The 24,986-nt window shown below is 33.1% G+C and carries 24 protein-coding genes; 18 read left to right on the top strand and 6 right to left on the bottom strand.

All coding sequences use genetic code 11. The features are described 5' to 3' along the window. Positions 1–114 precede the first annotated feature (114 nt). The 3 genes from E9099_RS10225 to coaD are packed head-to-tail and all read left to right on the top strand — an operon-like array spanning position 115 to position 2,210. Positions 115–1,089, top strand: a complete 975-nt coding sequence (locus E9099_RS10225; RefSeq protein ID WP_136583524.1) for a D-alanine--D-alanine ligase — start codon at positions 115–117, stop codon at positions 1,087–1,089. A gap of 43 nt (positions 1,090–1,132) precedes the next feature. Then, on the top strand, positions 1,133–1,741 hold the full coding sequence (locus E9099_RS10220; RefSeq protein ID WP_136583523.1) for a hypothetical protein: 609 nt from the start codon (positions 1,133–1,135) through the stop codon (positions 1,739–1,741). A gap of 10 nt (positions 1,742–1,751) precedes the next feature. Further along, a complete protein-coding gene (gene coaD, locus E9099_RS10215; protein ID WP_136583522.1) occupies positions 1,752–2,210 on the top strand; it encodes a pantetheine-phosphate adenylyltransferase in 459 nt (152 codons plus the stop codon). Positions 2,211–2,421: 211 nt separating this feature from the next. On the opposite strand, the gene E9099_RS10210 is transcribed toward coaD, so the two are convergent. Next, positions 2,422–4,083, bottom strand: a complete 1,662-nt coding sequence (locus E9099_RS10210) for a SulP family inorganic anion transporter (protein WP_136583521.1) — start codon at positions 4,081–4,083, stop codon at positions 2,422–2,424. Positions 4,084–4,178: 95 nt separating this feature from the next. Here E9099_RS10210 and E9099_RS10205 point away from each other — a divergent pair, with 95 nt between their 5' ends. The 5 genes from E9099_RS10205 (at position 4,179) to E9099_RS10185 (ending at position 10,981) form a co-directional block, all read left to right on the top strand. Continuing rightward, positions 4,179–5,912 (top strand): M14 family metallopeptidase, encoded by a 1,734-nt coding sequence (locus E9099_RS10205; RefSeq protein ID WP_136583520.1) that lies wholly within the window; start codon positions 4,179–4,181, stop codon positions 5,910–5,912. A gap of 78 nt (positions 5,913–5,990) precedes the next feature. After that, a complete protein-coding gene (locus E9099_RS10200; protein WP_136583519.1) occupies positions 5,991–7,517 on the top strand; it encodes a carbon-nitrogen hydrolase family protein in 1,527 nt (508 codons plus the stop codon). A gap of 107 nt (positions 7,518–7,624) precedes the next feature. Then, a complete protein-coding gene (locus tag E9099_RS10195; protein ID WP_136583518.1) occupies positions 7,625–9,070 on the top strand; it encodes a RimK family protein in 1,446 nt (481 codons plus the stop codon). A 2-nt stretch (positions 9,071–9,072) separates the two neighbouring features. Continuing rightward, positions 9,073–10,305, top strand: coding sequence for a glutamate-cysteine ligase family protein (locus tag E9099_RS10190; RefSeq protein ID WP_136583517.1), 1,233 nt, complete (start codon positions 9,073–9,075; stop codon positions 10,303–10,305). Between the two features lies 1 nt (position 10,306). Continuing rightward, positions 10,307–10,981: an N-formylglutamate amidohydrolase gene (locus E9099_RS10185; RefSeq protein ID WP_136583516.1), complete on the top strand. Its 675-nt coding sequence runs from the start codon at positions 10,307–10,309 to the stop codon at positions 10,979–10,981. A 181-nt stretch (positions 10,982–11,162) separates the two neighbouring features. On the opposite strand, the gene E9099_RS10180 is transcribed toward E9099_RS10185, so the two are convergent. Next, positions 11,163–11,744 (bottom strand): NUDIX hydrolase, encoded by a 582-nt coding sequence (locus E9099_RS10180; protein ID WP_136583515.1) that lies wholly within the window; start codon positions 11,742–11,744, stop codon positions 11,163–11,165. A gap of 120 nt (positions 11,745–11,864) precedes the next feature. Here E9099_RS10180 and pyrE point away from each other — a divergent pair, with 120 nt between their 5' ends. Then, positions 11,865–12,509 carry an orotate phosphoribosyltransferase gene (gene pyrE / locus E9099_RS10175; protein WP_136583514.1) on the top strand — a complete coding sequence of 215 codons (645 nt, stop codon included), beginning with the start codon at positions 11,865–11,867 and terminating at the stop codon, positions 12,507–12,509. A 66-nt stretch (positions 12,510–12,575) separates the two neighbouring features. Continuing rightward, positions 12,576–12,983, top strand: a complete 408-nt coding sequence (locus tag E9099_RS10170) for an SRPBCC family protein (protein ID WP_136583513.1) — start codon at positions 12,576–12,578, stop codon at positions 12,981–12,983. Here E9099_RS10170 and E9099_RS10165 read toward each other — a convergent pair. After that, positions 12,967–13,692, bottom strand: a complete 726-nt coding sequence (locus E9099_RS10165; protein ID WP_136583512.1) for a biotin--[acetyl-CoA-carboxylase] ligase — start codon at positions 13,690–13,692, stop codon at positions 12,967–12,969. The genes E9099_RS10170 and E9099_RS10165 overlap by 17 nt on opposite strands. A 95-nt stretch (positions 13,693–13,787) precedes the next feature. On the opposite strand from E9099_RS10165, the gene rsfS reads away from it, so the two are divergent. The 6 genes from rsfS (at position 13,788) to E9099_RS10135 (ending at position 18,596) form a co-directional block, all read left to right on the top strand. Further along, positions 13,788–14,159, top strand: a complete 372-nt coding sequence (rsfS, locus tag E9099_RS10160) for a ribosome silencing factor (RefSeq protein WP_090841523.1) — start codon at positions 13,788–13,790, stop codon at positions 14,157–14,159. A gap of 9 nt (positions 14,160–14,168) precedes the next feature. Next, entirely contained in the window at positions 14,169–16,136 is a 1,968-nt protein-coding gene (ftsH, locus tag E9099_RS10155; protein ID WP_136583511.1) for an ATP-dependent zinc metalloprotease FtsH, read from the top strand. A gap of 111 nt (positions 16,137–16,247) precedes the next feature. Next, positions 16,248–16,856 carry an LUD domain-containing protein gene (locus E9099_RS10150; RefSeq protein ID WP_136583510.1) on the top strand — a complete coding sequence of 203 codons (609 nt, stop codon included), beginning with the start codon at positions 16,248–16,250 and terminating at the stop codon, positions 16,854–16,856. A 4-nt stretch (positions 16,857–16,860) separates the two neighbouring features. Further along, entirely contained in the window at positions 16,861–17,685 is an 825-nt protein-coding gene (locus tag E9099_RS10145) for a phosphatidate cytidylyltransferase (RefSeq protein ID WP_136583509.1), read from the top strand. After that, a complete protein-coding gene (locus E9099_RS10140) occupies positions 17,675–18,325 on the top strand; it encodes a phosphatidylserine decarboxylase family protein (protein WP_136583508.1) in 651 nt (216 codons plus the stop codon). The genes E9099_RS10145 and E9099_RS10140 overlap by 11 nt, the downstream gene beginning before the upstream one ends. A gap of 4 nt (positions 18,326–18,329) precedes the next feature. Beyond that, complete coding sequence (locus E9099_RS10135) at positions 18,330–18,596, top strand: acyl-CoA-binding protein (RefSeq protein WP_136583507.1); 267 nt, start codon at positions 18,330–18,332, stop codon at positions 18,594–18,596. 262 nt (positions 18,597–18,858) lie between these two features. On the opposite strand, the gene pafA is transcribed toward E9099_RS10135, so the two are convergent. After that, positions 18,859–20,514, bottom strand: coding sequence for an alkaline phosphatase PafA (pafA, locus tag E9099_RS10130; protein ID WP_136583506.1), 1,656 nt, complete (start codon positions 20,512–20,514; stop codon positions 18,859–18,861). Positions 20,515–20,623: 109 nt separating this feature from the next. Between pafA and E9099_RS10125 the strand changes: the two genes are divergently transcribed. Then, a complete protein-coding gene (locus E9099_RS10125) occupies positions 20,624–21,364 on the top strand; it encodes an MlaE family ABC transporter permease (RefSeq protein WP_101020660.1) in 741 nt (246 codons plus the stop codon). Further along, positions 21,361–22,128: an ABC transporter ATP-binding protein gene (locus tag E9099_RS10120; protein WP_101020662.1), complete on the top strand. Its 768-nt coding sequence runs from the start codon at positions 21,361–21,363 to the stop codon at positions 22,126–22,128. The genes E9099_RS10125 and E9099_RS10120 overlap by 4 nt, the downstream gene beginning before the upstream one ends. A 280-nt stretch (positions 22,129–22,408) precedes the next feature. Here the strand turns inward: E9099_RS10120 and E9099_RS10115 are convergent, their stop codons facing one another. Together E9099_RS10115 and E9099_RS10110 are read right to left on the bottom strand one after the other, a co-directional pair. After that, positions 22,409–23,887, bottom strand: a complete 1,479-nt coding sequence (locus E9099_RS10115) for a DUF389 domain-containing protein (RefSeq protein WP_136583505.1) — start codon at positions 23,885–23,887, stop codon at positions 22,409–22,411. A 9-nt stretch (positions 23,888–23,896) separates the two neighbouring features. Continuing rightward, positions 23,897–24,979 (bottom strand): mannose-1-phosphate guanylyltransferase, encoded by a 1,083-nt coding sequence (locus E9099_RS10110; protein WP_136583504.1) that lies wholly within the window; start codon positions 24,977–24,979, stop codon positions 23,897–23,899. Positions 24,980–24,986 lie beyond the last annotated feature (7 nt).

Raw genomic sequence — 24,986 nt, 5'->3', positions numbered from 1 at the left:
TGTAGGCAAATATATAAAAACTAAAAGGTTTTATCTTCGGAATAAAATAAATGATATTTTTACCAAACGAATATTTTACTGGTTTATTGAATATCTGAAATAATTTTGATTTAAATGAAAAAAAACATTGCCATAATAATGGGAGGTTATTCTAGCGAATATAAGATCTCTCTTAACAGCGGAAACGTTGTTTATCAAAATTTAGACAACACAAAATATAATGCGTTTCGTGTTCATATTTTTAAAGACAAATGGGTGTATGTTGATGATAACGACACCGAGTTTACTATAGATAAAAATGATTTTTCTGTCATCATAAATGATATAAAAATAACGTTTGACTGCGTTTTTAATGCCATACATGGTAGTCCTGGAGAAGATGGTTTTATGCAAGGCTACTTTGCTTTAATAAACATGCCACAAACTAGCTGTGATATGTATCAAGCGGGTTTAACTTTTAATAAAAGAGACTGTTTAAGTGTTTTAAAACCTTACGGAATTTTAACCGCTGAAAGCTATTACCTTAATTTTGGAGATGTTATTAATGAAACCGAAATTGTTGCCAAAGTGGGCCTACCTTGTTTTGTAAAAGCGAATAAAGCTGGTAGTAGTTTTGGTATTAGTAAAGTCCACAAAAAAGAAGATTTACAACAGGCTATTGACGTTGCGTTTAAGGAAGATGATGAGATTATAATAGAGTCGTTTTTAGATGGTGTCGAAGTATCTGTTGGTGTGATTACTTATAAAGGTGAAACTAAAGTATTACCGATTACAGAAATTGTAAGTGAGAACGATTTTTTTGACTACGAAGCTAAATATTTAGGTAAATCTCAAGAAATTACGCCTGCAAGATTAACAAAAACACAGGAAGAACAAGTCAATACTGTTGCAAAAAAGGTCTATGAGGTTTTAAAAATGAAAGGATTTTCTAGAAGTGAATTTATTTTTAAAGATGGCGAGCCACATTTATTAGAAATGAATACCATTCCTGGGTTAACAACTGCTAGTATTTTACCTCAACAAGCACAAGCTGCTGGGATATCTATGCAAGACCTATTTAGTAGCGCTATTGAAGAAGCTTTAAAATAAAAAGCCTACATTTAAATATTAACTAAAACAAACCAAAACTAACATGATTTTTTACGGCAGCAAAGCTACCAAACTAAAAGACGGTACGCTTAATAATATTAAATGTCCCAATTGTGAAGATGGACGCACCATGCATTATGCTATTTTTGGAAAATATGCTTATTTGTATTGGATCCCAATGTTTCCAATAGGAAAAGAAAATATATTAGAGTGTGCTAGTTGCAAAAAAACTTACACATTAAAAACACTTCCTAATCAGATTAGGGAAAAGTTTAATATCGAAAAAGCGGATGTTAAATATCCTATTTGGTATTTTAGTGGCTTAGCTGTTTTAGTTGTTATTATAGCTTTATTAATATATTCTGGTAAGCAAAATGCTGAAAACGAAAAACGCTACATAGAAGATCCTGCGGTGGGAGATGTCTACGCTTTAGAAACACCTCAAAAAGGATATTACAGTACAATGAAGATTAACAAAGTTACTGCCGACAGTATTTTTGTAATTTATAATGATGTGTCTATTGACAAAAAATCAAAGACTTACAAAATAGACAAACCTGAAAATTATACTACAGAATTTGATGGTTATTCAAAAGCAGAAATAAAATCTCTTTTTGCAAAAAAAACCATTTACGATGTTGACAGAGACTAAAAAACAAACTATGAGACGCGCACTTTTTCCAGGATCTTTTGATCCGATTACATTAGGTCATTACGATATCATTAAACGAGGCATCAAACTTTTTGATGAAGTTATTGTTGCTATCGGTGTTAATTCTGAAAAAAAATACATGTTTTCTTTAGAAGACAGAAAGCGCTTTTTAGAAGACACTTTTAAAGACGAACCAAAAGTAAAAATTGTAACCTATAAAGGCTTAACTATAGATTTTTGCAAAGTTGTAGATGCCCAATTTATATTACGTGGTCTGCGTAATCCCGCAGATTTCGAATTCGAAAAAGCAATTGCACACACCAACCGTAAACTTTCTAAAATTGAAACCGTGTTTTTGCTAACTGCTGCCAGAACAAGTTATATATCGTCTTCTATTGTTAGAGAGGTTATTAGAAACAATGGAGACTATACGGTTTTAGTACCCGATAGTGTTAGGACAAAACATTAGGCATTAGGCATTAGGCATTAGGCATTAGGCATTAGGCATTAGGCATTAGGCATTAGGCATTAGGCATTAGGCATTAGGCATTAGGCAAAACTAAAAAAAGCATCACGATTTAAATCATGATGCTTTTTTTTAGTTAAAGACTATCTCTTTTGCCTTTTTACTTCTGCCTTATCCCCTTTAACTTCTGCCTATTCAAAGACCGAGTCAAAGCCTAAAACTTATATTCTGATAATGGCTTAGGGAAATCCTCAGGATTAGCTGCTAAATGGTATCTAGGATCGTCAATATCCTCTACAACCACTTCTCTAAACTTAGGGTTAGATTTATATAGTAATACTTTACAATCTTCGCTTAAGTGCTTTAAACGGATTTGCTTTCCTTCTTTCTCATACTTTTCGACTAAATTAAAAATAGCTTCTAAAGCAGAATGATCACTTATTCTTGATTCTACAAAATCTATTTCAATTTTATCAGGATCATTTTTAGCATCAAACTTCTCATTAAATGCTTGGATACTTCCAAAAAATAATGGTCCCCAGATTTCGTAAATCTTTGTTCCGTCTGCTTTGACACGTTTTCTTGCTCTAATTTTTGTAGCGTTTTCCCATGCAAAAACTAATGCTGAGATTATGACTCCAATAAATACAGCCACTGCTAAATCCTCAAACACAGTTACTAAGGACACTGTAATAAGTACTACTGCATCAGACTTAGGTATTTTCTTTAATATTCTAAAACTTGACCAAGCAAATGTTTCGATAACCATCATAAACATTACACCAACTAGCGCTGCAATTGGCACCATTTCTATTAACTGATCTGCAAATAATATAAAAGATAGTAATGTTACTGCCATCATAATACCAGATAATCTTCCACGTCCACCAGCATTAATATTAATAACCGTTTGACCAATCATACCACAACCTCCAGTACCACCAAATAGACCAGAAACAATATTTCCGGCACCTTGTGCAACACATTCTCTGTTTCCATTACCTCTAGTTTCTGTTAACTCGTCAACCAAATTCATGGTCATTAAAGACTCAATTAATCCAACAGAAGCTGCTAAAAATGCAGGTATTGCAATAAATTTTAAAGTATCTAAATTAAACGGTAACTTCTCCCAAAGTTCCATGTTTGGTGTTGGAAACTCACCTTTTAAACCTGTACCACCACCTTCAAGAATATAAGATCCAACGGTAGACACATCCATATTAAAACCAATAACTATTAAACTAGTCACCAATATTGCAGTTAATGCTGCCGGTAATTTTTTAGTTATTTTAGGTAATCCCCAAATAATACCCATAGTTAGTAATACTAACCCAATCATGATATATAATTCAGACCCTTGCATGTAAGTACTAATGTATTCTTTAACACCAGCGTCAGAAACTTGTAATGATTTATGAGAAAACATTTTTACCTGTGCCATAAAAATTACAATAGACAACCCGTTTACAAACCCCATCATTACTGGATGCGGAATCAAACGCACAAAACGTCCTAATTTAAAAACACCTGCTAATATTTGAATCACTCCCATTAAAACCACACAGGCCATCAGATAGAAAAACCCCATATTTTCAATAGGCGTATCCATCAACATTCCTTTAGTATGTCCATCTGCGATCATCGTTACAAAAATAACTGCTACTGCTCCTGCTGCTCCAGATATCAGACCTGGTCTACCTCCAAAAATAGCGGTAATTAAACCTATAATAAAAGCACCCGACAATGCCATTAACGGATCAATTTGCGCTACAAACGCAAATGCCACCACTTCTGGAATCATAGCTAGAGACACTGTTATTCCGGCTAATACATCGTCTTTTGCATTCGGGATTATTTTTCTAATAAACTCAGTCATATCTTCAATTTTTCAAGCTGCAAAAGTACGTTTAATTACAACAATCACAAGTCTATAGTATTATATTTGTGTAACCACGTTTTAAAAAACCACCAATGAAAAAAATATTAGTCCTTTTAATTTTAATCGTTTCGTGTAAACCTGCAACCAAAACTGACTTTGATTTTGAGACCGTATTTGAGAAGTCTAAGGGATTAGAAACGGCGACTTACAATCAAACTATTCAATTTTATAACAATTTAGCGACCGCGTTTCCTTCAATATCTATCGACTCTATTGGTAGTACGGACTCCGGAAAACCATTACATATAGTAATATTAAATCCTGATGGGAATTTCAACTTTGAAAACATCAAAAAGGACAAGCGTATTTTACTAATTAATAACGGAATCCATCCCGGAGAATCCGATGGGATTGACGCTACCATGCTATTATTTAGAGATATTGCGAATGGTACGATTGCCGTTCCAGAACATACTGTATTAGCAACCATTCCGATTTACAATGTTGGTGGAAGCTTAAACCGAAACACAGGCACAAGAACCAATCAAAATGGACCAAAAGCGTATGGTTTTAGAGGTAATGCCAGAAACTATGATCTAAACAGAGATTTTATAAAAAGTGATACTAAAAACGCAAAGACATTTGCACAAATATTTCATTTAGTACAACCTGACGTTTTTATTGACAACCACGTTAGTAATGGTGCGGATTACCAATACACCTTAACCCATTTATTTACACAACATAATAAACTAGGAGGATCACTGGGAGATTATTTACACACCAAGATGCAACCAAATTTAGAGCAAAAATTAGCAGACAAAAAATGGGACATCACACCTTATGTCAATGTGTTTAATACAGTTCCCGAAGCTGGATTTAGTCAATTTATGGACAGCCCACGCTATTCTACTGGATACACAACATTATTTAATACTTTGGGTATGATGGTAGAAACACACATGCTTAAACCTTATAAACAACGTGTAGAAGGCACTTACGAGTTAATGAAATCTATGATTGAAATTATAGAAGAAGACCATGAGCAAATAAAAACACTACGCCTAGAGGCGAATCAAAAACTGTTAGCTAAAACAACTTATCCATTACAATGGGAAATTGATACCACAAAAACCACAACATTACAATTTAAAGGTTTTGAAGGTCATAGAATACCAAGTAATATAACCGAAGCCGATCGCTTAAAATACGATACCAGCAAACCCTTTACAAAACCGATTGCCTATCAAAATCACTTCAAACCTAGTGTTGAGGTTAGTATTCCAAAAGCGTATATCATACCGCAAGGTTGGTGGCATATTATTGATCTTTTAAAGTTGAATAACGTAGAAATGAAAACACTAACAAAGGACACAACAATAACGGTACAATCTTATAAAATTGACACTTTTGAAACTAGAACAAAAGCTTATGAAGGACATTACCAACATTATAACACGTCCATAAAAGCTTCAGAAGAATCTATTATTTTCCAAAAAGGAGATGTTTTAATTGAAACCAACCAAACTGCATTTAGATACCTAATTGAAACTTTAGAACCTCAAGCTCCAGATTCATTTTTCAACTGGAATTTCTTTGATACAATCTTGCAACAAAAAGAAGGATTTTCGCCTTACGTTTGGGAAGATAAAGCCGAATCTTTATTGGCAAAAAACCCCGAACTAGAAACAGAATTTAATCTCAAAAAAAATAACGATAAAAATTTCGCAAGTAATTGGTACTCACAATTAGACTGGCTTCATAAGCACAGCGATAATTATGAAAAATCACACCTACAATACCCTGTTTTTAGAGTGAAAAAATAAATATAAAAAATATTTTTTTTGTTTGTTTTTTCAATTTGTTTTTAAACTACATTTACTTTAAAAATCAAGTAAATAAAAATGAACCCACAAGACATTGAAAATATAGAATTAGCATATCTAACTCTAGATGATTACCAAGAGTTAAAAGAAGCTATGCAAGAGGCATACAAATCTATGCCTCATTTATATTGGAGAGAACATCAAATTAAAACCTTAATAGACAAGTTTCCGGAAGGACAGGTTGTTATTAAAATCAACAACCAAATTGCAGGTTGCGCTTTATCTATAATAGTAGATTACGATAGGATTGAAGAAGAACATACCTACGAGGATATTACAGGTAATTACTCCTTTAACACACATACCAAATCTGGAGATGTGCTTTATGGTATTGATGTTTTTATAAAACCTAAATTTAGAGGGTTACGTTTAGGGAGACGTTTGTATGATTACAGAAAAGAATTATGCGAACAACTTAACCTAAGAGGTATTGTTTTTGGCGGTCGTATTCCAAACTACCACAATCACCAAGACAAAATGACGCCCAAGGAATACATGGATAAAGTGAAACGTAAGGAAATCCATGATTCTGTTTTAAACTTTCAAATATCAAATGATTTTCACCCACTGCGTGTTTTAAAAGGCTACTTAGAAGGTGATAAAGATTCTGGAGAATTTGCAGTGCTTTTAGAATGGGATAACATTTATTATAAAAAACCATCTAAAAAAGCAGCTACCAAGAAAAAGGTCGTCCGTTTAGGTCTTATACAGTGGCAAATGCGTTTGTATAAAGATTTGGAAGAATTAATGCAACAAGCCGAATACTTTGTGGATGCCGTATCTGGGTACCGTTCTGACTTTGCGTTATTTCCCGAGTTTTTTAATGCCCCTTTAATGGCTAGCAATAACCATTTACCAGTGTCCGAAGCTATTAGAGAATTAGCAAAACATACGGATGAGATTGCACAACGCTTTTCGGAATTAGCGATTACATATAACATCAACATTATTACAGGAAGTTTTCCAGAGATGAAAGACGATCTATTATATAACGTAGGTTATTTATGTAGACGCGATGGCACATTAGAACGTTATGAAAAATTACACGTCACACCTGACGAAGCTAAAGTTTGGGGTATGCAAGGTGGTAACAAGCTACAAGCATTTGACACCGATTGCGGAAAAATAGGAATTTTAATTTGTTACGATTCTGAGTTCCCTGAGTTAAGTAGATTATTAGCTGATGAGGGGATGGACATATTATTTGTTCCGTTTTTAACAGATACACAAAATGGGTATTCTAGAGTGCGTCATTGTGCACAAGCACGTGCTATAGAAAATGAATGTTATGTTGCTATTGCAGGTAGCGTTGGAAACTTACCGAAAGTACACAACATGGACATCCAATATGCGCAGTCAATGGTGTTTACGCCTTGCGATTTCGCGTTCCCTGCAAATGGTATCAAAGCAGAAGCTACAGCAAACACAGAAATGATTTTAATTGCAGATGTGGACATAGATTTACTACGCGAATTAAACCAATTTGGTAGCGTTAGAAACCTAAAAGACAGACGTAAAGACATTTTTAGTTTGACTAAAAAATAGACGTTATTATTTATTAAAAATTTAACTAAACTGGTTTTACTTTTTGTAAAACCAGTTTAAAAACAATATAACTTTACTTATAAATTATATCGCGATCATCGCATAAAATGAACAAATACATTGTTGTCAATCAACCTGAAAAATGGCATTTTTCGATTGAGAATATTACGGTAATTTCTTCTCAAGACTATCTTACCAATCCTAAATTTTCACTTTTAAAAAAAGCGAGAATATTTAACCTTTGCAAAGATTACAGCTACCAGTCTAAAGGGTATTATGTGTCATTATTAGCAGAAGCTAGAGGCCATTTAGCCATTCCTACGGTTACAAATATTGTTGATTTAAAAACTTTAAAATTAGTTAAGATTGTCTCAGACGAATTTGATGATGTTATCCAACAAAGTTTAAAAAGTATTAAATCAAGAGAATTTACCTTAAGTATTTATTTTGGACAAAATGTAGCTCAGAAATATAAAGAGCTAAGCAGCTTATTTTATAAGCATTTTCAAGTCCCTTTTTTACGCATTAAGTTTCATTATAACAACAAATGGAACATACAGAGTATTAAAGCGATTTCAGAATCCGAAATTCCTGCCGATCATATCGAAAGTGTCAATGTATTCGCCAATCAATATTTTGCAAAAAAACGTTACGACACCCCTAAATTAACGACGTCAGATTTTGACTTAGCTATTTTAGTTAATCCAAACGATCCCGCACCTCCAAGCAACCCTAAAGCCTTAAAAAAGCTTATTGATATTGCTGAAAAAATGAATATTTATGCCGAAATCATAGAACCTAAAGACTTAAGTCGCTTGTCCTCTTTTGACGCATTATTTATTAGACAAAGTACTGAGGTTAATAATGAAGCTTATGCTTTTGCTAGGAAAGCACAACAGGAAGGGCTTGCCATTATTGATTATCCAGAGGCTATTTTAAAATGTTGTAACAAAGTGTATATGGCAGAAGCTTTAAACAATGCGCATATTGCAACGCCAAAAACAATTATTGTACATAAAGAAAATAGAGCGTTAGTTTTAGAGCAAGTTGGGTTGCCATGCGTTTTAAAAGCGCCAGATAGCACCTTCTCATTTGGTGTAAAAAAAGCAAAAACAGCTGAAGAATATAATACGCTAGTGTCTGAAATGCTTAAAGAATCTGACTTAATTATTGCGCAAGAGTTTTGCCCGTCTGATTACGATTGGCGTATCGGAATTATAGACGATGTCCCTTTTTATGCTTGCAAATACTACATGGCAAAAGGACATTGGCAAATCTATAATTGGAATGCCGACAAAAAAAACGATCAAGATGGTGATGCCGATTGCCTACCTATAGAAGACGTACCAAAAACGGTTATTACTATGGCTATAAAATCGGCTAAATTGATGGGCAAAGGTTTATACGGGATTGATATAAAAGTAGTAGACAACAAACCAATGGTTATTGAAATTAACGACAACCCTAACATAGACTTTGGAGTTGAAGATGCCTTTTATGGTGATCTAGTTTACACAAAAATATTGAATGCTTTAAAAACAAGATTGGAATAATTATGAGTAAAAAGTATCACTTATTTGAGGTCTATGGGATAGAGCTTGAATATATATTGGTTAACACTAATAGTTTTAAAGTGGCACCTATTGTTGATGTCTTATTAACTAAAAAGAATGGCGAATTAACTTCTGATATTGAAAACGGAGCAATTGCCTGGAGCAATGAGTTGGTTGCCCATGTGGTTGAGTTAAAAACCAATGGACCGACTGGCAACCTAGATAATCTTGCAAATGACTTTCATAAAAACGTATTAGAAATTAATGCGTTATTAAAACCGTTACATACTAATTTACTCCCTACAGCATGTCATCCAACAATGGATCCATTAAAGGACACGCAACTTTGGAAGCATAGTTATAGCGAAGTGTATGAGTTGTACAACAGGATTTTTGACTGCAAAGGTCATGGTTGGAGTAATGTCCAGAGCACACATATTAACCTTCCTTTTTATGATGATAAGGAGTTTGAAAAGCTACATGCAGCTGTTAGAGTTATTTTACCTCTAATACCTGGGTTATGTGCCAGTTCACCAATATTAGATGGAAAAGTAACAGGTTTTAAAGACTCTAGATTAGAGTATTATAAAACCAATCAAAAAGAAATCCCAGAAATGACCGGATTAGTTATTCCGGAACGCGTATTTACTAAGGCAGATTACCACGCTACTATTTTTGAACCTATAAAAAAGGCCATAAAAAAACACGATACTAATAATATTTTAGATCATCATTTTTTAAATAGTCGCGGTGCGATAGCTAGATTTGACAGAAATGCTATTGAAATAAGATTAGTAGATATACAAGAATGTCCAAAAGCAGATATTGCCATTTGCGCATTAATTATTGAAGTTTTAAAACTTTTAGTAAATGGAAAAACGGTTAATCTAAAAAAGCAAAAAAAATGGTTAAAACAAGATCTTTTTGCCATTTTGAATAATACTATAAAAGATGGAGAGCTGTATATCATCTCTGACTTAAACTATTTAGAACTATTTGACTTAAAAGAAGCTGCCACAGTAAAAGAGATATGGAAACATCTATACAGCTTAGTCAAAGAAAATATTTCTGAGGACTATCAAAACGCGTTAGAAACGATCTTTATGCATGGCACATTATCTACAAGAATTATCACGGCTTTAAAACAGGACACTTCAATTAAACATATAACTCAAATTTACAACCAGCTAGCACAATGTTTGCAAAACAACACGCTATTTATACCAACGGTTTAAAATGAAATTAGTTATAACTTGTGAACATGGCGGAAATACTATTCCTGAGGAATACAAACTCCTTTTCCCGGACAACACTGTACTTGAAACGCACAGAGGTTATGATTTAGGCGCTTTAGATGCCTTTAATTATTTACAGCCATTAGCGGATTATTCTAATTACAGCACCACTAGTCGCTTGCTAATAGAGTTGAACAGATCTTTACTGCACAAAAATTTGTATTCAGAGTTTAGTAAAAAGCTTCCTATTAACACGAAAAAGCAAATTATTAAAAAGTATTATACAATTTACAGAAGTGCAGTATCAGATTATATTGAAGCTAGTATTAAAAACAATAACGCCGTAATACATTTATCCATCCATTCCTTTACACCACAATTAAACCAGGAGATAAGAAACTGTGATATCGGCTTACTATTCGATTCAAGAAAAGTTAACGAAAAAGAAATAGCAGTTGCTTTAAAAAAGAGTATTCTTGCTCAAAATCCTAACTATCGTATTAGGTTTAACTATCCGTATTTAGGCAAAGCTGATGGATTTACCACTACTTTAAGAAAACAGTTTCCTGAGCATTATTCTGGAATTGAAATTGAAATAAACCAATCTTTTAGTAACAACAATACAATGCCCGAAAGCATTAAGACTACTCTAAAAGAAAGCATCCTTAAAATTTAAAGCATAAAAAAACCGTTACATTTCTGTAACGGTTTTTTTTATAAACTCTTAGTGCTTATTTTATCACTACGCTCTTTTTAGTAAAGCTTCTTGTTCCAGAAGTCATTCTTAAAACGAAAAACACCTCTTTAACTAATTATTTACATCATATTCAACTCATAATCATAGACTTAGTGAGTAATTAAAATAACAGTTTAATATTAGCATAAGACCTATCTAATGCGGCGTTAACTTCCTGCTCATCCAGCCATTTAACCTCCGTTATACCCTCGTTTAATTGTGGATACAACTTCCCTTCAAAAGATGTATGCATCTTAAACCAATGGGTTATTTTAAGTTTAGCCTTACCATTTCTTTTAAAAACATGGTATGTTATTGGCAACGGATTAATTATTTTAAGCTTAGAGACCCCGGTTTCCTCAGAGACTTCACGTATTGCCGTCTCTTCTATAGTCTCTTTTTTTTCAGCCTTTCCTTTTGGCAAGTCCCATTTATCATTTCTATAAATAAATAATATTTCCCTTTTATCATTATATACTTTCCCTCCGCCAGCAATAACATTGGGTAGTTTTTTCTTGAATGACTTTAATAATTTGTCTTCATTATGTCCAATTAATCGAACAGACTTAATCGATTTTTTAGATAATGTCTGAAGTACGAATTCTATATCGGCATCTTTAAGCAAGAAGTTTTTAAAATCTGTTTCCTTTTCAACCTTTGTAGTTAGGTAAATCGGTTTATCGTTAACAAAAATACGTTGCATAGAATATTGAGACTAGTTTTAGATACGTAAAAATATTAAAATTAATGACATTGTCACTTTCTCTTTATTTATTTTAAATTTAATTTTAAGTAAAATTAAATAAAACTGTATTTTTGTCCTATGATTTTCAACAAACAAACCGCAAGGCAGACCGCCAAAGTTTTATTACAAATTAACGCTATTAAGCTTCAACCTAATGACCCGTTTACTTGGGCATCAGGATGGAAATCGCCAATTTATTGCGATAACCGCGTCATATTATCATATCCTCCAGTAAGAAATTACATCAGAGAAGAGATGAGTAAATTTATAGAAGAGCATTATGGAAAACCTGATGTTATCGCTGGTGTCGCTACTGGAGCCATTGGTATAGGTATGCTGGTTGCAGAATACTTAGGCCTACCTTTTATATATGTACGCCCTGAAGCAAAAGGTCATGGTAGAAAAAACCAAATTGAAGGCCATATCGAAAGTGGACAAAACGTAGTAGTTATTGAAGATCTAATTAGCACAGGAAAAAGTAGCCTTAATGCTGTAAAAGCTTTAAAAGAAGCTAATGTTAATGTCAAAGGTATGGTTGCCATTTTTTCTTATGGTTTTGAAGTCGCTAAAAATAATTTCGAAAACGAAGACCTAACATTACATACGCTGAGTAACTATGAAAACCTACTTACCGAAGCCGCATCAAGCAATTACATATCTGAAAAAGAAATAACAACCTTAAGTCTTTGGAATGCTAATCCAAGTGTTTGGAACGCTAATTGATATTAAAATATGTATTGTGCCTTTTTAGGACAATTCAATATTAACCAAATTAAAGTATACAAAATAATGAAATTACAAAGCCCAAAAGCAATCCTAGATAAATCTGCAGAAAACACATTCAACTTTTTAAGCGATGTTAAAAATTTTAAAAGCTTAATGCCTGATAACATCAGTAAATTTGAAGTCTTAGGTGAAGATAAATTTTTATTCGCACTAAAAGGAATGCCAGAAATAGTTTTAAAAAAGAAAGAAGTAACACCGCATAGCAAAATAGTTTTAGGTGCCGCAGGAGGAAAATTAGATTTTTCTCTAATTGCAGATATTACTGAAATTGAAGCAACTAAAACAGAAGTACAATTAACTTTTGAAGGCGAATTTAATGCAATGATGGCCATGATGATCAAAGGACCAATCAATAAATTTATTGAAACTTTAGCGACAAACATGCCAAAAGCAATTAATACAGTAGCTTAATAGTTTTTAAGTCAAAGGTTTCTAAAATTTGGTCCTCAACCATAACTTTTAAAAAACCTTCATTAGAAACACCTTTTATAATACCAGAAAACAAACCTTCAGCTTTTTCAAATGTTGAAGGTTTTTCTTTTCTAAACAAATAGGTTTCATAATTATCCTTAATAGCAGAAGACTCATTTTCAACAAAAGTTAACTCCGTTTTTATTTGATGTAATATAATTTGTAATACTTCATCCAAATTATAATTTACACCCGTTATACTTTTCAAGGAGCTTGCTTGCGGTAAATTATCAAATTTCACCTGATTAATATTTAAACCAATACCAATTATAGAAGACTCTATTCTGTTTTGTTTTATGACATTTTCTATCAAAACACCACAAATCTTCTTATTTGCTGACAAAATGTCGTTAGGCCATTTTATACTTAATTTAGGTATATTTAAACGCTCTAACGCTTTTACAATAGCCAAAGAAACTGCCATACTAACTTTAAATTGATCTTCAAATTTAACAACACCAAACTGTTTATACACACTAAAAGTAAGGTTTCTGAAGGGTTGAGATTGCCAATTAGTGCCCATTTGACCACGCCCTTGAGTCTGATCACTAGTCACTACTGTAGTAAAATCTTTGACCAGAGTTTCTAAACTTAGATTGCGAAGAAACCTATTTGTAGAATCGGTGGCATTAAGTTTGATTATACGCATATTTAATATTTATCTTCGTATTATAAAATCTTATGATATTTTTAGAGTATAAAGAACTTAAAAATAATAACTTTGCACAAATTTAAATATAATTAATGTCGAAAGAACAACCAAACATAGATGCCCTTATTTCAACAATTGTTGAAGGTATTGAGGATGTAAAAGGAAAAGAAATAAATATTCTTGATTTAAGAGAAATTGAAAATACTGTTTGTGACTACTTTGTAATTTGCGAAGGGACATCAAACACACAAGTTAACGCTATTGTAAGCGCAATCCAGAAAAAAGTTAGTAAAGCACTCAAAGACAAGCCTTGGCATATAGAAGGTGAAGATAATGCTGAGTGGGTACTTATGGATTATGTCAACGTAGTAGTACATGTTTTCCAGAAACAAATAAGAGAATATTACGACATCGAAAGTCTTTGGGGAGATGCAAAAGTGACCGTTATCGAAACAAACTATTAAACACATTACATGGCAGATAAAAACAAAAAAGTAGCTCCTAAAAAGCCTAAATTCAATATGTATTGGATTTATGGCGCTTTTATCGTTGTTATAATCGCACTTAATTTCTTTACAGGTAGTTCTGAAAGTGCAATTAAAACCTCTCCATCTCAATTTTTTGATTACCTAAGGGATGGTGATGTAGAAAAAGTAGATATAATAAATGAAACCACAGCTAAAGTTTATTTAACAAAAGAAGCCGAAGCCAAAGAGATTCATAAAAAATCTAAACCAACTTCTATTTTCCCTACAACCACTAAACTACCTAACTATTCTTTTCAGTTTGGTGATTTAGCCTTGTTTCAAGAATCAATAAAAGAGATTAATAACGGATTAGGCAAGGATAAAGCTGCCCAAGTCACATTTAGTATAGACAGTAACCCTTGGGGAGAATTATTATTTAGTTTGCTACCCTTTATTTTATTAATTGGTGTTTGGGTTTTTATAATGCGTCGTATGTCTTCCGGAGGAGGAGGTGGTGCTGGTGGACAGATATTTAATATCGGAAAATCAAAAGCCAAACTTTTTGACGAAAACTCTGAAGTTAAAACAACGTTTAAAGATGTTGCTGGTTTAGAAGGTGCAAAAGAAGAAGTTCAAGAAATTGTAGACTTCTTAAAAAACCCAGAAAAGTATACTAACTTAGGTGGTAAAATACCAAAAGGAGCCTTATTAGTAGGACCTCCAGGGACAGGTAAAACATTATTAGCAAAAGCAGTAGCAGGAGAAGCTAAAGTACCATTTTTCTCTTTGTCAGGTTCTGACTTTGTTGAAATGTTTGTTGGTGTTGGAGCCTCTCGTGTAAGAGATTTATTTAAACAGGCTAAAGAAAAATCTCCAGCCATTATTTTTATTGACGAGATTGATGCTATTGGACGTGCAAGAGGTAAAAACGCCATGTCAGGAAGTAATGACGAGCGTGAAAATACACTTAACCAATTACTAACAGAGATGGATGGTTTTGGTACTAACACAAACGTTATTGTATTAGCAGCAACCAACCGTGCAGATATTTTGGATGGTGCATTAATGCGAGCTGGTCGTTTTGACAGACAAATACATGTTGACTTACCGAACTTAACAGAACGTAAAGCAATTTTTGAAGTACACCTTAAGCCTCTTAAAAAAGCAGAAGGCTTAGATGTCGAATTTTTATCTAAGCAAACACCTGGTTTTTCTGGAGCAGATATAGCTAACTTATGTAATGAGGCTGCTTTAATAGCTGCAAGACATGATAAAAAAGCAGTTGAAAAACAAGACTTTTTAGATGCTGTAGACCGTATTGTTGGAGGTTTAGAAAAGCGCAGTAATTTATTCTCTGTTGAAGAGAAAAAGACTATTGCATACCACGAAGCAGGACATGCTACCGTTAGTTGGTTTTTAGAACATGCTGATCCCTTAGTAAAAGTGACTATTGTGCCTAGAGGACGTAGTTTAGGAGCTGCATGGTATTTACCACAAGAAGCTTTTATTACTAGAACAAGTAAGTTTTTAGACGAAATCTGTGTAACAATGGGTGGACGTGCGGCAGAAAAGATAATCTTTAACGAGATTTCTACAGGTGCCTTAAGCGATTTAGAAAATGTAACCAAAAAAGCAAAAGCTATGGTTATGATTTATGGTCTAAATGAAAAAGTAGGAAATATTACTTATTACGATCCAGCTGGAGAAAGTGGCTTTGTTAAACCTTATAGCGAAAAAACGTCAGAGCTTATAGATAATGAAATAAAGAATATTGTTGAAACAGAGTTTCAACGTGCTTTAGATTTATTAGAGTCTAAGAAGGATGTTTTGAAGAAGTTAGCAGAACGACTAATCGAAAGAGAAGTTATATTTAAAGATGATTTAGAAGAAATTTTAGGTAAACGTCCGTTTGCTGAAGTTGACAGAAAACCATCTGAAAAGATACAAATAGAAAACAAAAAAGAAGAGGAGTAAATCTTGTTTTATTATTATATTCTTAAAAATCTTAGATTATCACACTAGATAGTCTAAGATTTTTTATATTTGATTATCCCAAAGTAGAAATTTGATTTTAGCAATATATAAATGAGTCTATTTAGAAAAATTTTTAGTTCTAAATCTCAAAAAGAAAAAGAGGTAGTAAAGTCTGACGAAAGAGGCAGGTACATGCCTACCCAAGAAATACCAATCGATGAAAGTTTTACCATAAATTTCAAAAAAAATGGTGGTAAATTCTTGTATTGTGATTCTTTGGATGAAGTGTATGACAATCTAAATAATATCATCTTGGAAAACAATTGGGAAGAGACGTCCGCGTTTTTCTACGATACTAATTTAAAAGAGAAGTTTAAATCCTCTCAACTTAAAGTAAGCACGACTTTATCAGAATGCACCTATTTTATAACAACTTGTGAAAACTTAATTGCTAACGATGGCTCGTTATTAGTATGTTCCAATCAATTAGCAGAAAAAAAGCTTAACGAATTCCCTAATAATGTTATCGTTTTTGCTACTACAAGTCAAATTGTTTCTAATATAGGAGAAGGCTTAAGAGAAATAAAACACAAAAACACCAGTAGGATCCCTACAAACATCACCACAATCAAACATTTTAAATTACAAGAGGAAAAAGATTTTTTATCTTACGGAAGCAGTGCAAAAAACTTATATTTGTTGCTTTTAGAAGACCTTTAGTTTTATGAACGAAACCCTTACCAGAGCACTTTCAGGATTCTTATACGTAAGTTTACTAATAGCCTCACTGTTAAATCAACACGCATTTATTGTGTTATTTTTCGTGTTCGGGTTTATCTGTTTAATGGAGTTTTGTAAACTAATCCAACTTAAAAGTATTGTGCCCTATATTATTTTTATAGTGCTTTATTTTATTTTTGGATATTGGCAACTCGTTTTAAAATCTGATAAAGGATTAGATGAGGCCACACAAATACTGCAAGTCATTACTCTTTTTGTTCAATTACTTTTAATAAAGGATTTATTTTCAGAAAAAACAATTCCTTTATTTAGTTCTAAACGTTACATAATAACCACCTTTTATTTATCCAGTGGCTTTGTCTTTTTAGTATTAATAGCCAATCACAATGAAACGTTTACACCAGTATATGTTCTAGGATCATTTATACTAGTTTGGGTAAATGATACTTTTGCTTATTTAGTTGGTAAAAATTTTGGTAAGCAAAAATTATTTCCCAGTATATCTCCTAAAAAAACAGTGGAAGGCTTTTTAGGTGGTCTATTTTTTGCGTGTATTGCCAGCTATTTTATTTATATCTTTACAGACCAAACACTAACTTTTACGCATTGGTTAATTTTAAGCGTTATAATAAGTGTTTTTGGCACACTTGGAGATTTAATCGAGTCTAAGTTTAAACGCCAAGCAAAAGTTAAAGATAGTGGTGTAATTATGCCAGGTCATGGAGGTTTAATGGATCGCTTTGACAGCATGATTTTTGCTGCTCCTTTTATTTATTTATTTCTAAGAATGTTAAATTATGTTTCATAAAGAAGGTTTTAAAATAATTGCAATCACCTTTTTATTGGTGGGTATTCTTGCAGTAGTCGTAGATAAATTTGTATCCCTTCAATGGTTACAGTACTTATTATTTTTTACACTATTTGTTTTTCTATTTCTTATACTTCAATTTTTTAGAAATCCAAAAAGAGTAACATCTCTAAATGACAATACAGTAGTCTCTCCTGTAGATGGTAAAGTTGTTGTTATCGAAGAAGTTTTTGAACCTGAATATTTTAAAGAAAAACGTCTACAAGTTAGCGTATTTATGTCGCCTATTAATGTACATGTTACCCGTTATCCAATTGGAGGGCAAGTAGCTTATAGCAAATACCATCCAGGAAAATATTTAGTTGCCTGGCATCCAAAAGCAAGTACAGAAAATGAACGCACAACAGTTGTTGTAGACAACCCATCTTATGGTAAAGTATTATACAGACAAATTGCCGGAGCTTTAGCAAAACGTATCGTTAATTATGCCAAAGAAGGAGACGCTGCAATACAAGGTACAGACTCGGGTTTTATTAAGTTTGGGTCAAGAGTAGATTTATTTTTACCTTTGGATACTAATATCAAGGTAAGCTTAAACCAAAAAGTTAAAGGTGGAGAAAGCATTATTGCCGAAATCTAAGAGCATGACTAGTGAAGAATTAAATATTGTTTTTGAAGAAGCGGTAGACCGCATAAACGCGCATACCGAACCTTTTCCTGCAGACTTCCTGCTTCGGTTATATGCATACTACAAAAAAGCAACAAACAACTACGAAAGCCCAAGCAGTAAAAAGCGTATCATAAATGCTTTTAAAGCGAATGCCCTATTTCAAATTAAAGATATTACTACAGATCAAGCTAAAGAAACTTATATCGAATTGGTCGACAATTACTTTTTATATAGAAAATAATTAGCCTAACTTTTAAGCTAACAATCACTTCAAATGTATTGCCTGGTCTTTCTACCACAATAAAGTAAATTACTTATATAATCTACTCGTAACGTTTTAAAAGAACAATACCCATTGAATTATTATGTCCATGCACCACAGTAGTATATGTCGTACTATTATCTCTAAATAAATAATGCCCCACTTAAACTTGGTTTAAGTGGGGCATTATTATTTCAACTTCGCTCGTTAAAGATTAAAGCAACGTTACTATCAGTTATAATTAGTATTCTAAAACAAACTCTAAAGGCGATCCTGTTGCTCCATTAGGAAAACTTATCCCTAATAACGCCGACATTGTTGGTGCTATATCAGGAATAGTAGTGTGTTGTAAGGTACTTCCTGTTTTAATGCCTTTTCCGAAAAACAATAAGGGTACATGCGTGTCATAATTTAAAGCTGATCCGTGAGTAGATCCTGTTTTACTGTAACTAATCACTGCTGGATCTAATACAAATAAAACATCCCCAGAGCGCTTTTGATTAAAGCCCATTTGAAGTAAGCTTTCCACACCGTTAGAAAACTCGGTACTAGTCATACTTGTTGCCGTATAAGCTTTATAAACTTTGGGATACTCAATCATAATATTAACAAGCTCTTGTTGCACCTCTATTAAGTTTAAACCATAACTTTTAATCGTTTCACGATCTAAAAACACTTGATTATTACTTATGTTCTTTATCAGTTTTTCTCCAGTATAATTAAAAATAACAGATTCGTTTAACATTGTTTTAAACGCATCCGTATCAAAATATCCTGCTGGCACCTTTACAGACTCTAAATAAGAGGGCACTTCTACTGCTCCATGATCCGAAGATAAAAATAAGGTGTAATTTCCTTGACCTACTTTAGTATCTAACGCGTTTAATAAACGTTCTATTTCCTTATCTAATCTAATATAGGTGTCTTCAACCTCTTTACTATTCACTCCAAAATTATGTCCCACATAATCTGTACTAGAAAAACTAACCGTTAAAACATCTGTAATATTATCTTGACCTAACTGCTCACCCTCTAAGGCTGCGATTGCAAAGTCAGCCACAAGACTATTCCCATAAGGTGTTGCTTTTATAATATCATACCCCCTATTAGTTTCACTTAATGCTTTTAGATCATAAGGAAACGTTGCTGTTTTCTTTCCTTTAAAACCACCTTCAAAAGCGTTCAAATCACTCCCACTTTCAGTGTATGTCTTAATATCATATAATGTATTCCATTCCTTTAAATAGCTTTCGGCTTTAGCCGTATTATTAAAATCTTGTACCCAACTTGGTAATGTTTCTAAATAATAGGTACTAGAAATAAAATGTCCTTCATCTGCCCCATGAAACCAATAAGCTGCATTAGCAGTATGTCCTGCTGGTAAAATAGCACCTCTATCTTTTACAGAGATTCCAATAGTTTTCCCTCGCATTTGCGTGAACAGTCTATTCTCATCAGCAAAAGACGTTGTTTTTAATCTGTGTGGTGACATTTGCCCCGCTTTATTAGTAGTCCCTACTGACTGCACTGTTGTATCTCCTGCACAATAGACGTAACTATCAGAGACTTTATCATACCAATTATTAGATATTATACCGTGCATTTTAGGCGTTGTCCCAGAAAATATAGACGCATGTCCAGGCCCTGTATAAGTCGGTACATAATTAAAATGATTGTTTTTACAGTTGAATCCTTGGTTCATTAATCTTTTAAAACCACCTTCGCCATATTTACTATAAAAACGTGTTAAATAATCGTACCTCATTTGGTCTACTACAATACCAATGACTAATTTTGGCTGTTCGTTAATTGTGGTAACATTAGATTTAATGATGTTTTTTTGTGACTGGCAACTTAGCAAGAAACAAATAACAAATACTGATACTATGGCTCTCATTTTGGATAATTTAATTTTGAACCACAAAAATACAGTTTTTAAACATCTAATTTGAAATTAGGGTCAAATACCTACTAGAATTTTATATTTTAGCAGTAACAAATAAAGCATGAATTACCTACACTATATTGGGACTTACTTTTTAATGGTTATCGAGATGTTTCGGAAGCCTACAAAGTGGTCTGTAATGAAAAAATTAATACTAAAAGATGTTGACGATTTAATTATCGGTTCCATCGGTATTGTCGCTTTTATCTCCTTTTTTGTTGGAGGCGTGGTTACCATTCAAACCGCATTAAATATTGACAGTCCATTAATTCCAAAAAACATCGTTGGATTTGCAACTAGACAATCTATTATTCTAGAATTCGCACCCACTTTTATGTCAATAATCATGGCAGGAAAAGTAGGTTCGTTTATCACTTCTAGTATTGGAACCATGCGTGTTACAGAACAGATTGACGCCTTAGAAGTTATGGGGATCAACAGTTTAAACTACCTGGTTTTCCCTAAGTTTATAGCTTTAACGTTATACCCTTTTGTTATCTCAATCTCTATGTTTTTAGGTATTGTAGGGGGATTAGCAGCCTGTGTTTATGGTGGCTATGCAACAATGCCGGATTACATTGAAGGAATACAATTAGACTTTAAGCCGTTTCACATGGCTTACGCCTTTATAAAAACATTAATCTTCGCTTTTATTTTAGCGACAGTCCCTTCTTATCATGGGTATTACATGAAAGGTGGTGCTTTGGAGGTTGGTAAAGCTAGTACAACCTCATTTGTTTGGACTAGTGTCATGATTATTCTTGTAAACTATATATTAACTCAACTCCTACTAAGTCAATGATTGAAGTAAAAAATTTACACAAATCTTTTGGAGACGCTCATATTTTAAAAGGAGTTACAACCACTTTTGAAAAAGGAAAAACCAATCTAATCATTGGACAAAGTGGTTCTGGTAAAACGGTATTTATAAAATGCCTACTCGGTTTATTTGATTATGAAGAAGGTAGCATTGCCTACGATGGTAAAATATTTTCACAATTAAGCGAAGACCAAAAAAGAGAACTTAGAGCCGATATTGGAATGGTTTTTCAAGGTAGTGCGTTGTTTGATTCGATGACTATTGCTGAAAATGTAATGTTTCCATTACAAATGTTTACTAAACAGAGTAAAAGCGAAATGGAAGATCGTGTCAACTTTGTTTTAAATAGAGTGAATCTTGGAGACGCACATCATAAAAAGCCAAGTGAAGCGTCTGGAGGAATGCAAAAACGTGTTGCAATTGCACGCGCCATTGTAAACAAACCAAAATACTTGTTTTGCGACGAACCGAACTCTGGTTTAGATCCAAAAACGTCTATTGTCATAGATAATTTAATTAAAGAAATTACTGAAGAGTATCAAATTACAACCGTTATAAATTCGCATGACATGAACTCTGTAATGCAAATTGGAGAAAAAATTGTCTTTCTTAAAAATGGTTTAAAAGAATGGGAAGGTTCTCGTTATGATATTTTTAAAACAGATAACGAAGCAGTTACTGATTTTGTATACTCGTCTGAACTATTCAAAAAAGTACGTCAAATGTACTTGGAGGAACGCGGTTAACAGCCCGTATTAAATCTTAACGACATTATTATCGTTACTCAGCAGAAAGACGACTGACCAATCTATTATATAACAAATTAGACAGGCTTCGTTTTGCTCGTGAATGACACTACAATTAGCTAGAATACCTGTATCTCTTCATTTTAATAAAATTAAACAGTATTGAAATTCGGAAGGCGTATTGAAGCATCTATAATTTAAGACTTAAAGATGCTTCGCTTTGTTTCTGAATAAAACAGATACTATAGCACATATAACATTTCTTATAAAAACCTAAAAGTTACTTTATCTGCTTAACCACTAAAGTATCTAATTTTAGTTTTAATTTTAACCAACGGTATAGTTTATCTTTTTCTTTAGACACTTGCTTTGCATCCACTAAACTATCATTCCATTTTACCTGAAACACCGCTAAAGTATCAATACTTTTAAAGTTAGAATTCACCACACTAGCATAAGATAATGACTTGATGTTTTCGTAATTGATATTTACCTCTTTCGTTAATTCTTCAAAAGGAACATACCCACGTTCTAGTTTAGACAATGCTCTTACTTTATCTTCTAAAAACGTTATTTTTTGTTGCTGGCTCATTAAGTCTAACGAGTCTCTTGTACGCAACTCTTCCATGTATTCTAGATTATTAATCTGTCTGTTTTTACTCTGATTAATTAATAATTTAGACTCTTTTAAATACGTATATTCTTGTAATCTATTTTCTAAGAAATGTTTCATATCATCCGAAATCACATCTGTACCAAAAGTAGTCAGCTCTATATTAGACTCACCAGTAGGCGAATAATTAGGCGTTGCATACTTTTGAATATAACTAGCGTTTGGTAATGACTTAAGCTCGATACTAATAAAATCTTTAGCATCTACTTTAAATTGACTTTCTCTAAGAACACTTAAAAATGTAAACATCGCAGGTACCATCACAATAATAGCTATTAAAGAAGCAATTCTTGCGGTACGTTTACGTTTTGCAGAATTAGCATATTTAAGCATTGGAAAACGCAATATTTTTAGAACTACAAACGTCGCTAGGGCAATAAATATCGTGTTAATAGTAAACAAATACATGGCTTGACCAAAGTAGGTCCAATTACCTTTTGCCAATCCGTAACCTGCTGTACATAACGGTGGCATTAATGCTGTCGCAATAGCAACTCCAAAAATAACAGACGCTATCGTTCCTTTTTTTGTACGCGCAATAATTAAAGCTAATCCTCCAAAAAAAGCAATTAACACATCACGTATATCTGGTTGCACACGACCTAAAAGCTCTGACGTATCCTCACTTAACGGAAAAAATCTAAAAAACAAAAAGGCTGTTAGCAAACTAAGGACAATCATTATTGCCAAGTTGATTAACGAGCGTTTAAGTGTATCAATATCATTAATAGCAATAGATAATCCAACACCAAGAATTGGTCCCATCAATGGAGATATTAACATGGCTCCAATCACAACTGCAGTACTATTCGCATTTAAACCAATAGAGGCCACAAATATAGAACATATTAAAATCCATGCTGTCGCTCCTTTAAAAGGAATATCTGCTTTTATGGCTTCAATAGTCGCATCTCTATCTGTATCTTCTCTAAAATCGAGCAGCTCTTGCATAAAGGTTTTGATACTTTTAAATAACCCTTTAGCATCTTTTTTAACTGCTTCTTTTTTTTGATCTACTGCTTCTTTTTGCTTCTCTTCATCGGAGAAATCAAATTTATTTTCTTTAGGCACGTTGTTCTCTTCCATAGTTAAATACTATCCGTAATGCTCTCCATACTTGTCTTTTACTTCCTGGAGTACTTTTTTAATATCTTGCTCTTTTGACTTCGGAAAGATAAGTAAAACTTCATCTTTATCCACAATAATATAATCATTCAATCCATCGACTACCACTACTTTGTCGGCTTTGGTACGGATCATATTTCCCGACGCATCTTCCGTTAATGTTTTAGCATTAACCACAGCGTTATTATTCTCGTCTTTATCTAATTTATCATATAAACTTCCCCACGTTCCCAAATCATTCCAATCAAAAGTTGCTGGTATTACATGGACATTAGTCGAAGATTCCATAATCGCGTAATCGACAGAGATGTTTTCCGCTTTAGCGTAATTCTCTTTAATAAAATCGTCTTCAAACTCTGTATTGTATGTTGGTATTCCTGTTTTGAATAATTCAAATAATTCCGGCTGCTTATTTTGAAAGGCTTTAATAACACTAGTTGCACTCCACATAAAAATCCCAGCATTCCATAAAAAATTACCTTTCGCAATAAATTGCTTTGCTGTATTATAATCAGGTTTTTCTCTAAACTGAATAACATCGCTGATATTATCTTCTGAAGCCACTCCACACTCGATATAACCATATCCCGTATTGGGGAAGGTTGGCGTCACACCTAAAGTCATTAAGGCATCATTACGCTCACAATATTTAAAGGCTTGTGTTACATTTTTAGTAAAGGCGTCTTCATCTTCTATCCAATGATCACTTGGAGCTACAATCATGACTGCTTCAGGATTTTCTTTTTGGATTTTTAAACTAGCATACAAAATACAAGGTGCAGTATTACGCATTGCTGGTTCTAAAACAACTTGACGTTGATTAACTTCCGGAAGTTGTTCTAGTACCAAATCGTTATATTTTTCATTAGTAAGAATGAAAATATTTTCTTTAGGAATTAAATTACTTAATCTGCTAAATGTTTTTTGAATTAGCGTATCTCCAGTCCCCAACATATCATGGAATTGTTTTGGGAATTCTTCTGTACTAACAGGCCAAAAGCGTGAGCCTACACCTCCTGCCATTAAAATAGCGTAATAATTTTTATTTTGCATGTCCTTA

It is taken from the genome of Psychroserpens sp. NJDZ02, assembly GCF_004843725.1.
In the GTDB taxonomy this organism is placed as follows: Bacteria; Bacteroidota; Bacteroidia; order Flavobacteriales; family Flavobacteriaceae; genus Olleya.
The sequence above is the reverse complement of the archived record's forward strand: the minus strand, read 5'-3'. Positions and strand labels throughout refer to the sequence as shown.

What these genes read in the sequence shown, in the direction of transcription:
- E9099_RS10135 (WP_136583507.1), top strand. Translation starts at nt 18,330, where the DNA reads ATGACTAGTGAAGAATTAAATATTGTTTTTGAAGAAGCGGTAGACCGC.
- coaD (WP_136583522.1), top strand. Translation starts at nt 1,752, where the DNA reads ATGAGACGCGCACTTTTTCCAGGATCTTTTGATCCGATTACATTAGGT.
- E9099_RS10150 (WP_136583510.1), top strand. Translation starts at nt 16,248, where the DNA reads ATGAGTCTATTTAGAAAAATTTTTAGTTCTAAATCTCAAAAAGAAAAA.
- E9099_RS10165 (WP_136583512.1), bottom strand. Translation starts at nt 13,692, where the DNA reads ATGCGTATAATCAAACTTAATGCCACCGATTCTACAAATAGGTTTCTT.
- pyrE (WP_136583514.1), top strand. Translation starts at nt 11,865, where the DNA reads ATGATTTTCAACAAACAAACCGCAAGGCAGACCGCCAAAGTTTTATTA.
- E9099_RS10140 (WP_136583508.1), top strand. Translation starts at nt 17,675, where the DNA reads ATGTTTCATAAAGAAGGTTTTAAAATAATTGCAATCACCTTTTTATTG.
- E9099_RS10180 (WP_136583515.1), bottom strand. Translation starts at nt 11,744, where the DNA reads ATGCAACGTATTTTTGTTAACGATAAACCGATTTACCTAACTACAAAG.
- E9099_RS10120 (WP_101020662.1), top strand. Translation starts at nt 21,361, where the DNA reads ATGATTGAAGTAAAAAATTTACACAAATCTTTTGGAGACGCTCATATT.
- rsfS (WP_090841523.1), top strand. Translation starts at nt 13,788, where the DNA reads ATGTCGAAAGAACAACCAAACATAGATGCCCTTATTTCAACAATTGTT.
- E9099_RS10190 (WP_136583517.1), top strand. Translation starts at nt 9,073, where the DNA reads ATGAGTAAAAAGTATCACTTATTTGAGGTCTATGGGATAGAGCTTGAA.
- E9099_RS10200 (WP_136583519.1), top strand. Translation starts at nt 5,991, where the DNA reads ATGAACCCACAAGACATTGAAAATATAGAATTAGCATATCTAACTCTA.
- pafA (WP_136583506.1), bottom strand. Translation starts at nt 20,514, where the DNA reads ATGAGAGCCATAGTATCAGTATTTGTTATTTGTTTCTTGCTAAGTTGC.
- E9099_RS10220 (WP_136583523.1), top strand. Translation starts at nt 1,133, where the DNA reads ATGATTTTTTACGGCAGCAAAGCTACCAAACTAAAAGACGGTACGCTT.
- E9099_RS10210 (WP_136583521.1), bottom strand. Translation starts at nt 4,083, where the DNA reads ATGACTGAGTTTATTAGAAAAATAATCCCGAATGCAAAAGACGATGTA.
- E9099_RS10170 (WP_136583513.1), top strand. Translation starts at nt 12,576, where the DNA reads ATGAAATTACAAAGCCCAAAAGCAATCCTAGATAAATCTGCAGAAAAC.
- E9099_RS10205 (WP_136583520.1), top strand. Translation starts at nt 4,179, where the DNA reads ATGAAAAAAATATTAGTCCTTTTAATTTTAATCGTTTCGTGTAAACCT.
- E9099_RS10125 (WP_101020660.1), top strand. Translation starts at nt 20,624, where the DNA reads ATGAATTACCTACACTATATTGGGACTTACTTTTTAATGGTTATCGAG.
- E9099_RS10225 (WP_136583524.1), top strand. Translation starts at nt 115, where the DNA reads ATGAAAAAAAACATTGCCATAATAATGGGAGGTTATTCTAGCGAATAT.
- E9099_RS10185 (WP_136583516.1), top strand. Translation starts at nt 10,307, where the DNA reads ATGAAATTAGTTATAACTTGTGAACATGGCGGAAATACTATTCCTGAG.
- E9099_RS10145 (WP_136583509.1), top strand. Translation starts at nt 16,861, where the DNA reads ATGAACGAAACCCTTACCAGAGCACTTTCAGGATTCTTATACGTAAGT.
- E9099_RS10195 (WP_136583518.1), top strand. Translation starts at nt 7,625, where the DNA reads ATGAACAAATACATTGTTGTCAATCAACCTGAAAAATGGCATTTTTCG.
- E9099_RS10110 (WP_136583504.1), bottom strand. Translation starts at nt 24,979, where the DNA reads ATGCAAAATAAAAATTATTACGCTATTTTAATGGCAGGAGGTGTAGGC.
- E9099_RS10115 (WP_136583505.1), bottom strand. Translation starts at nt 23,887, where the DNA reads ATGGAAGAGAACAACGTGCCTAAAGAAAATAAATTTGATTTCTCCGAT.
- ftsH (WP_136583511.1), top strand. Translation starts at nt 14,169, where the DNA reads ATGGCAGATAAAAACAAAAAAGTAGCTCCTAAAAAGCCTAAATTCAAT.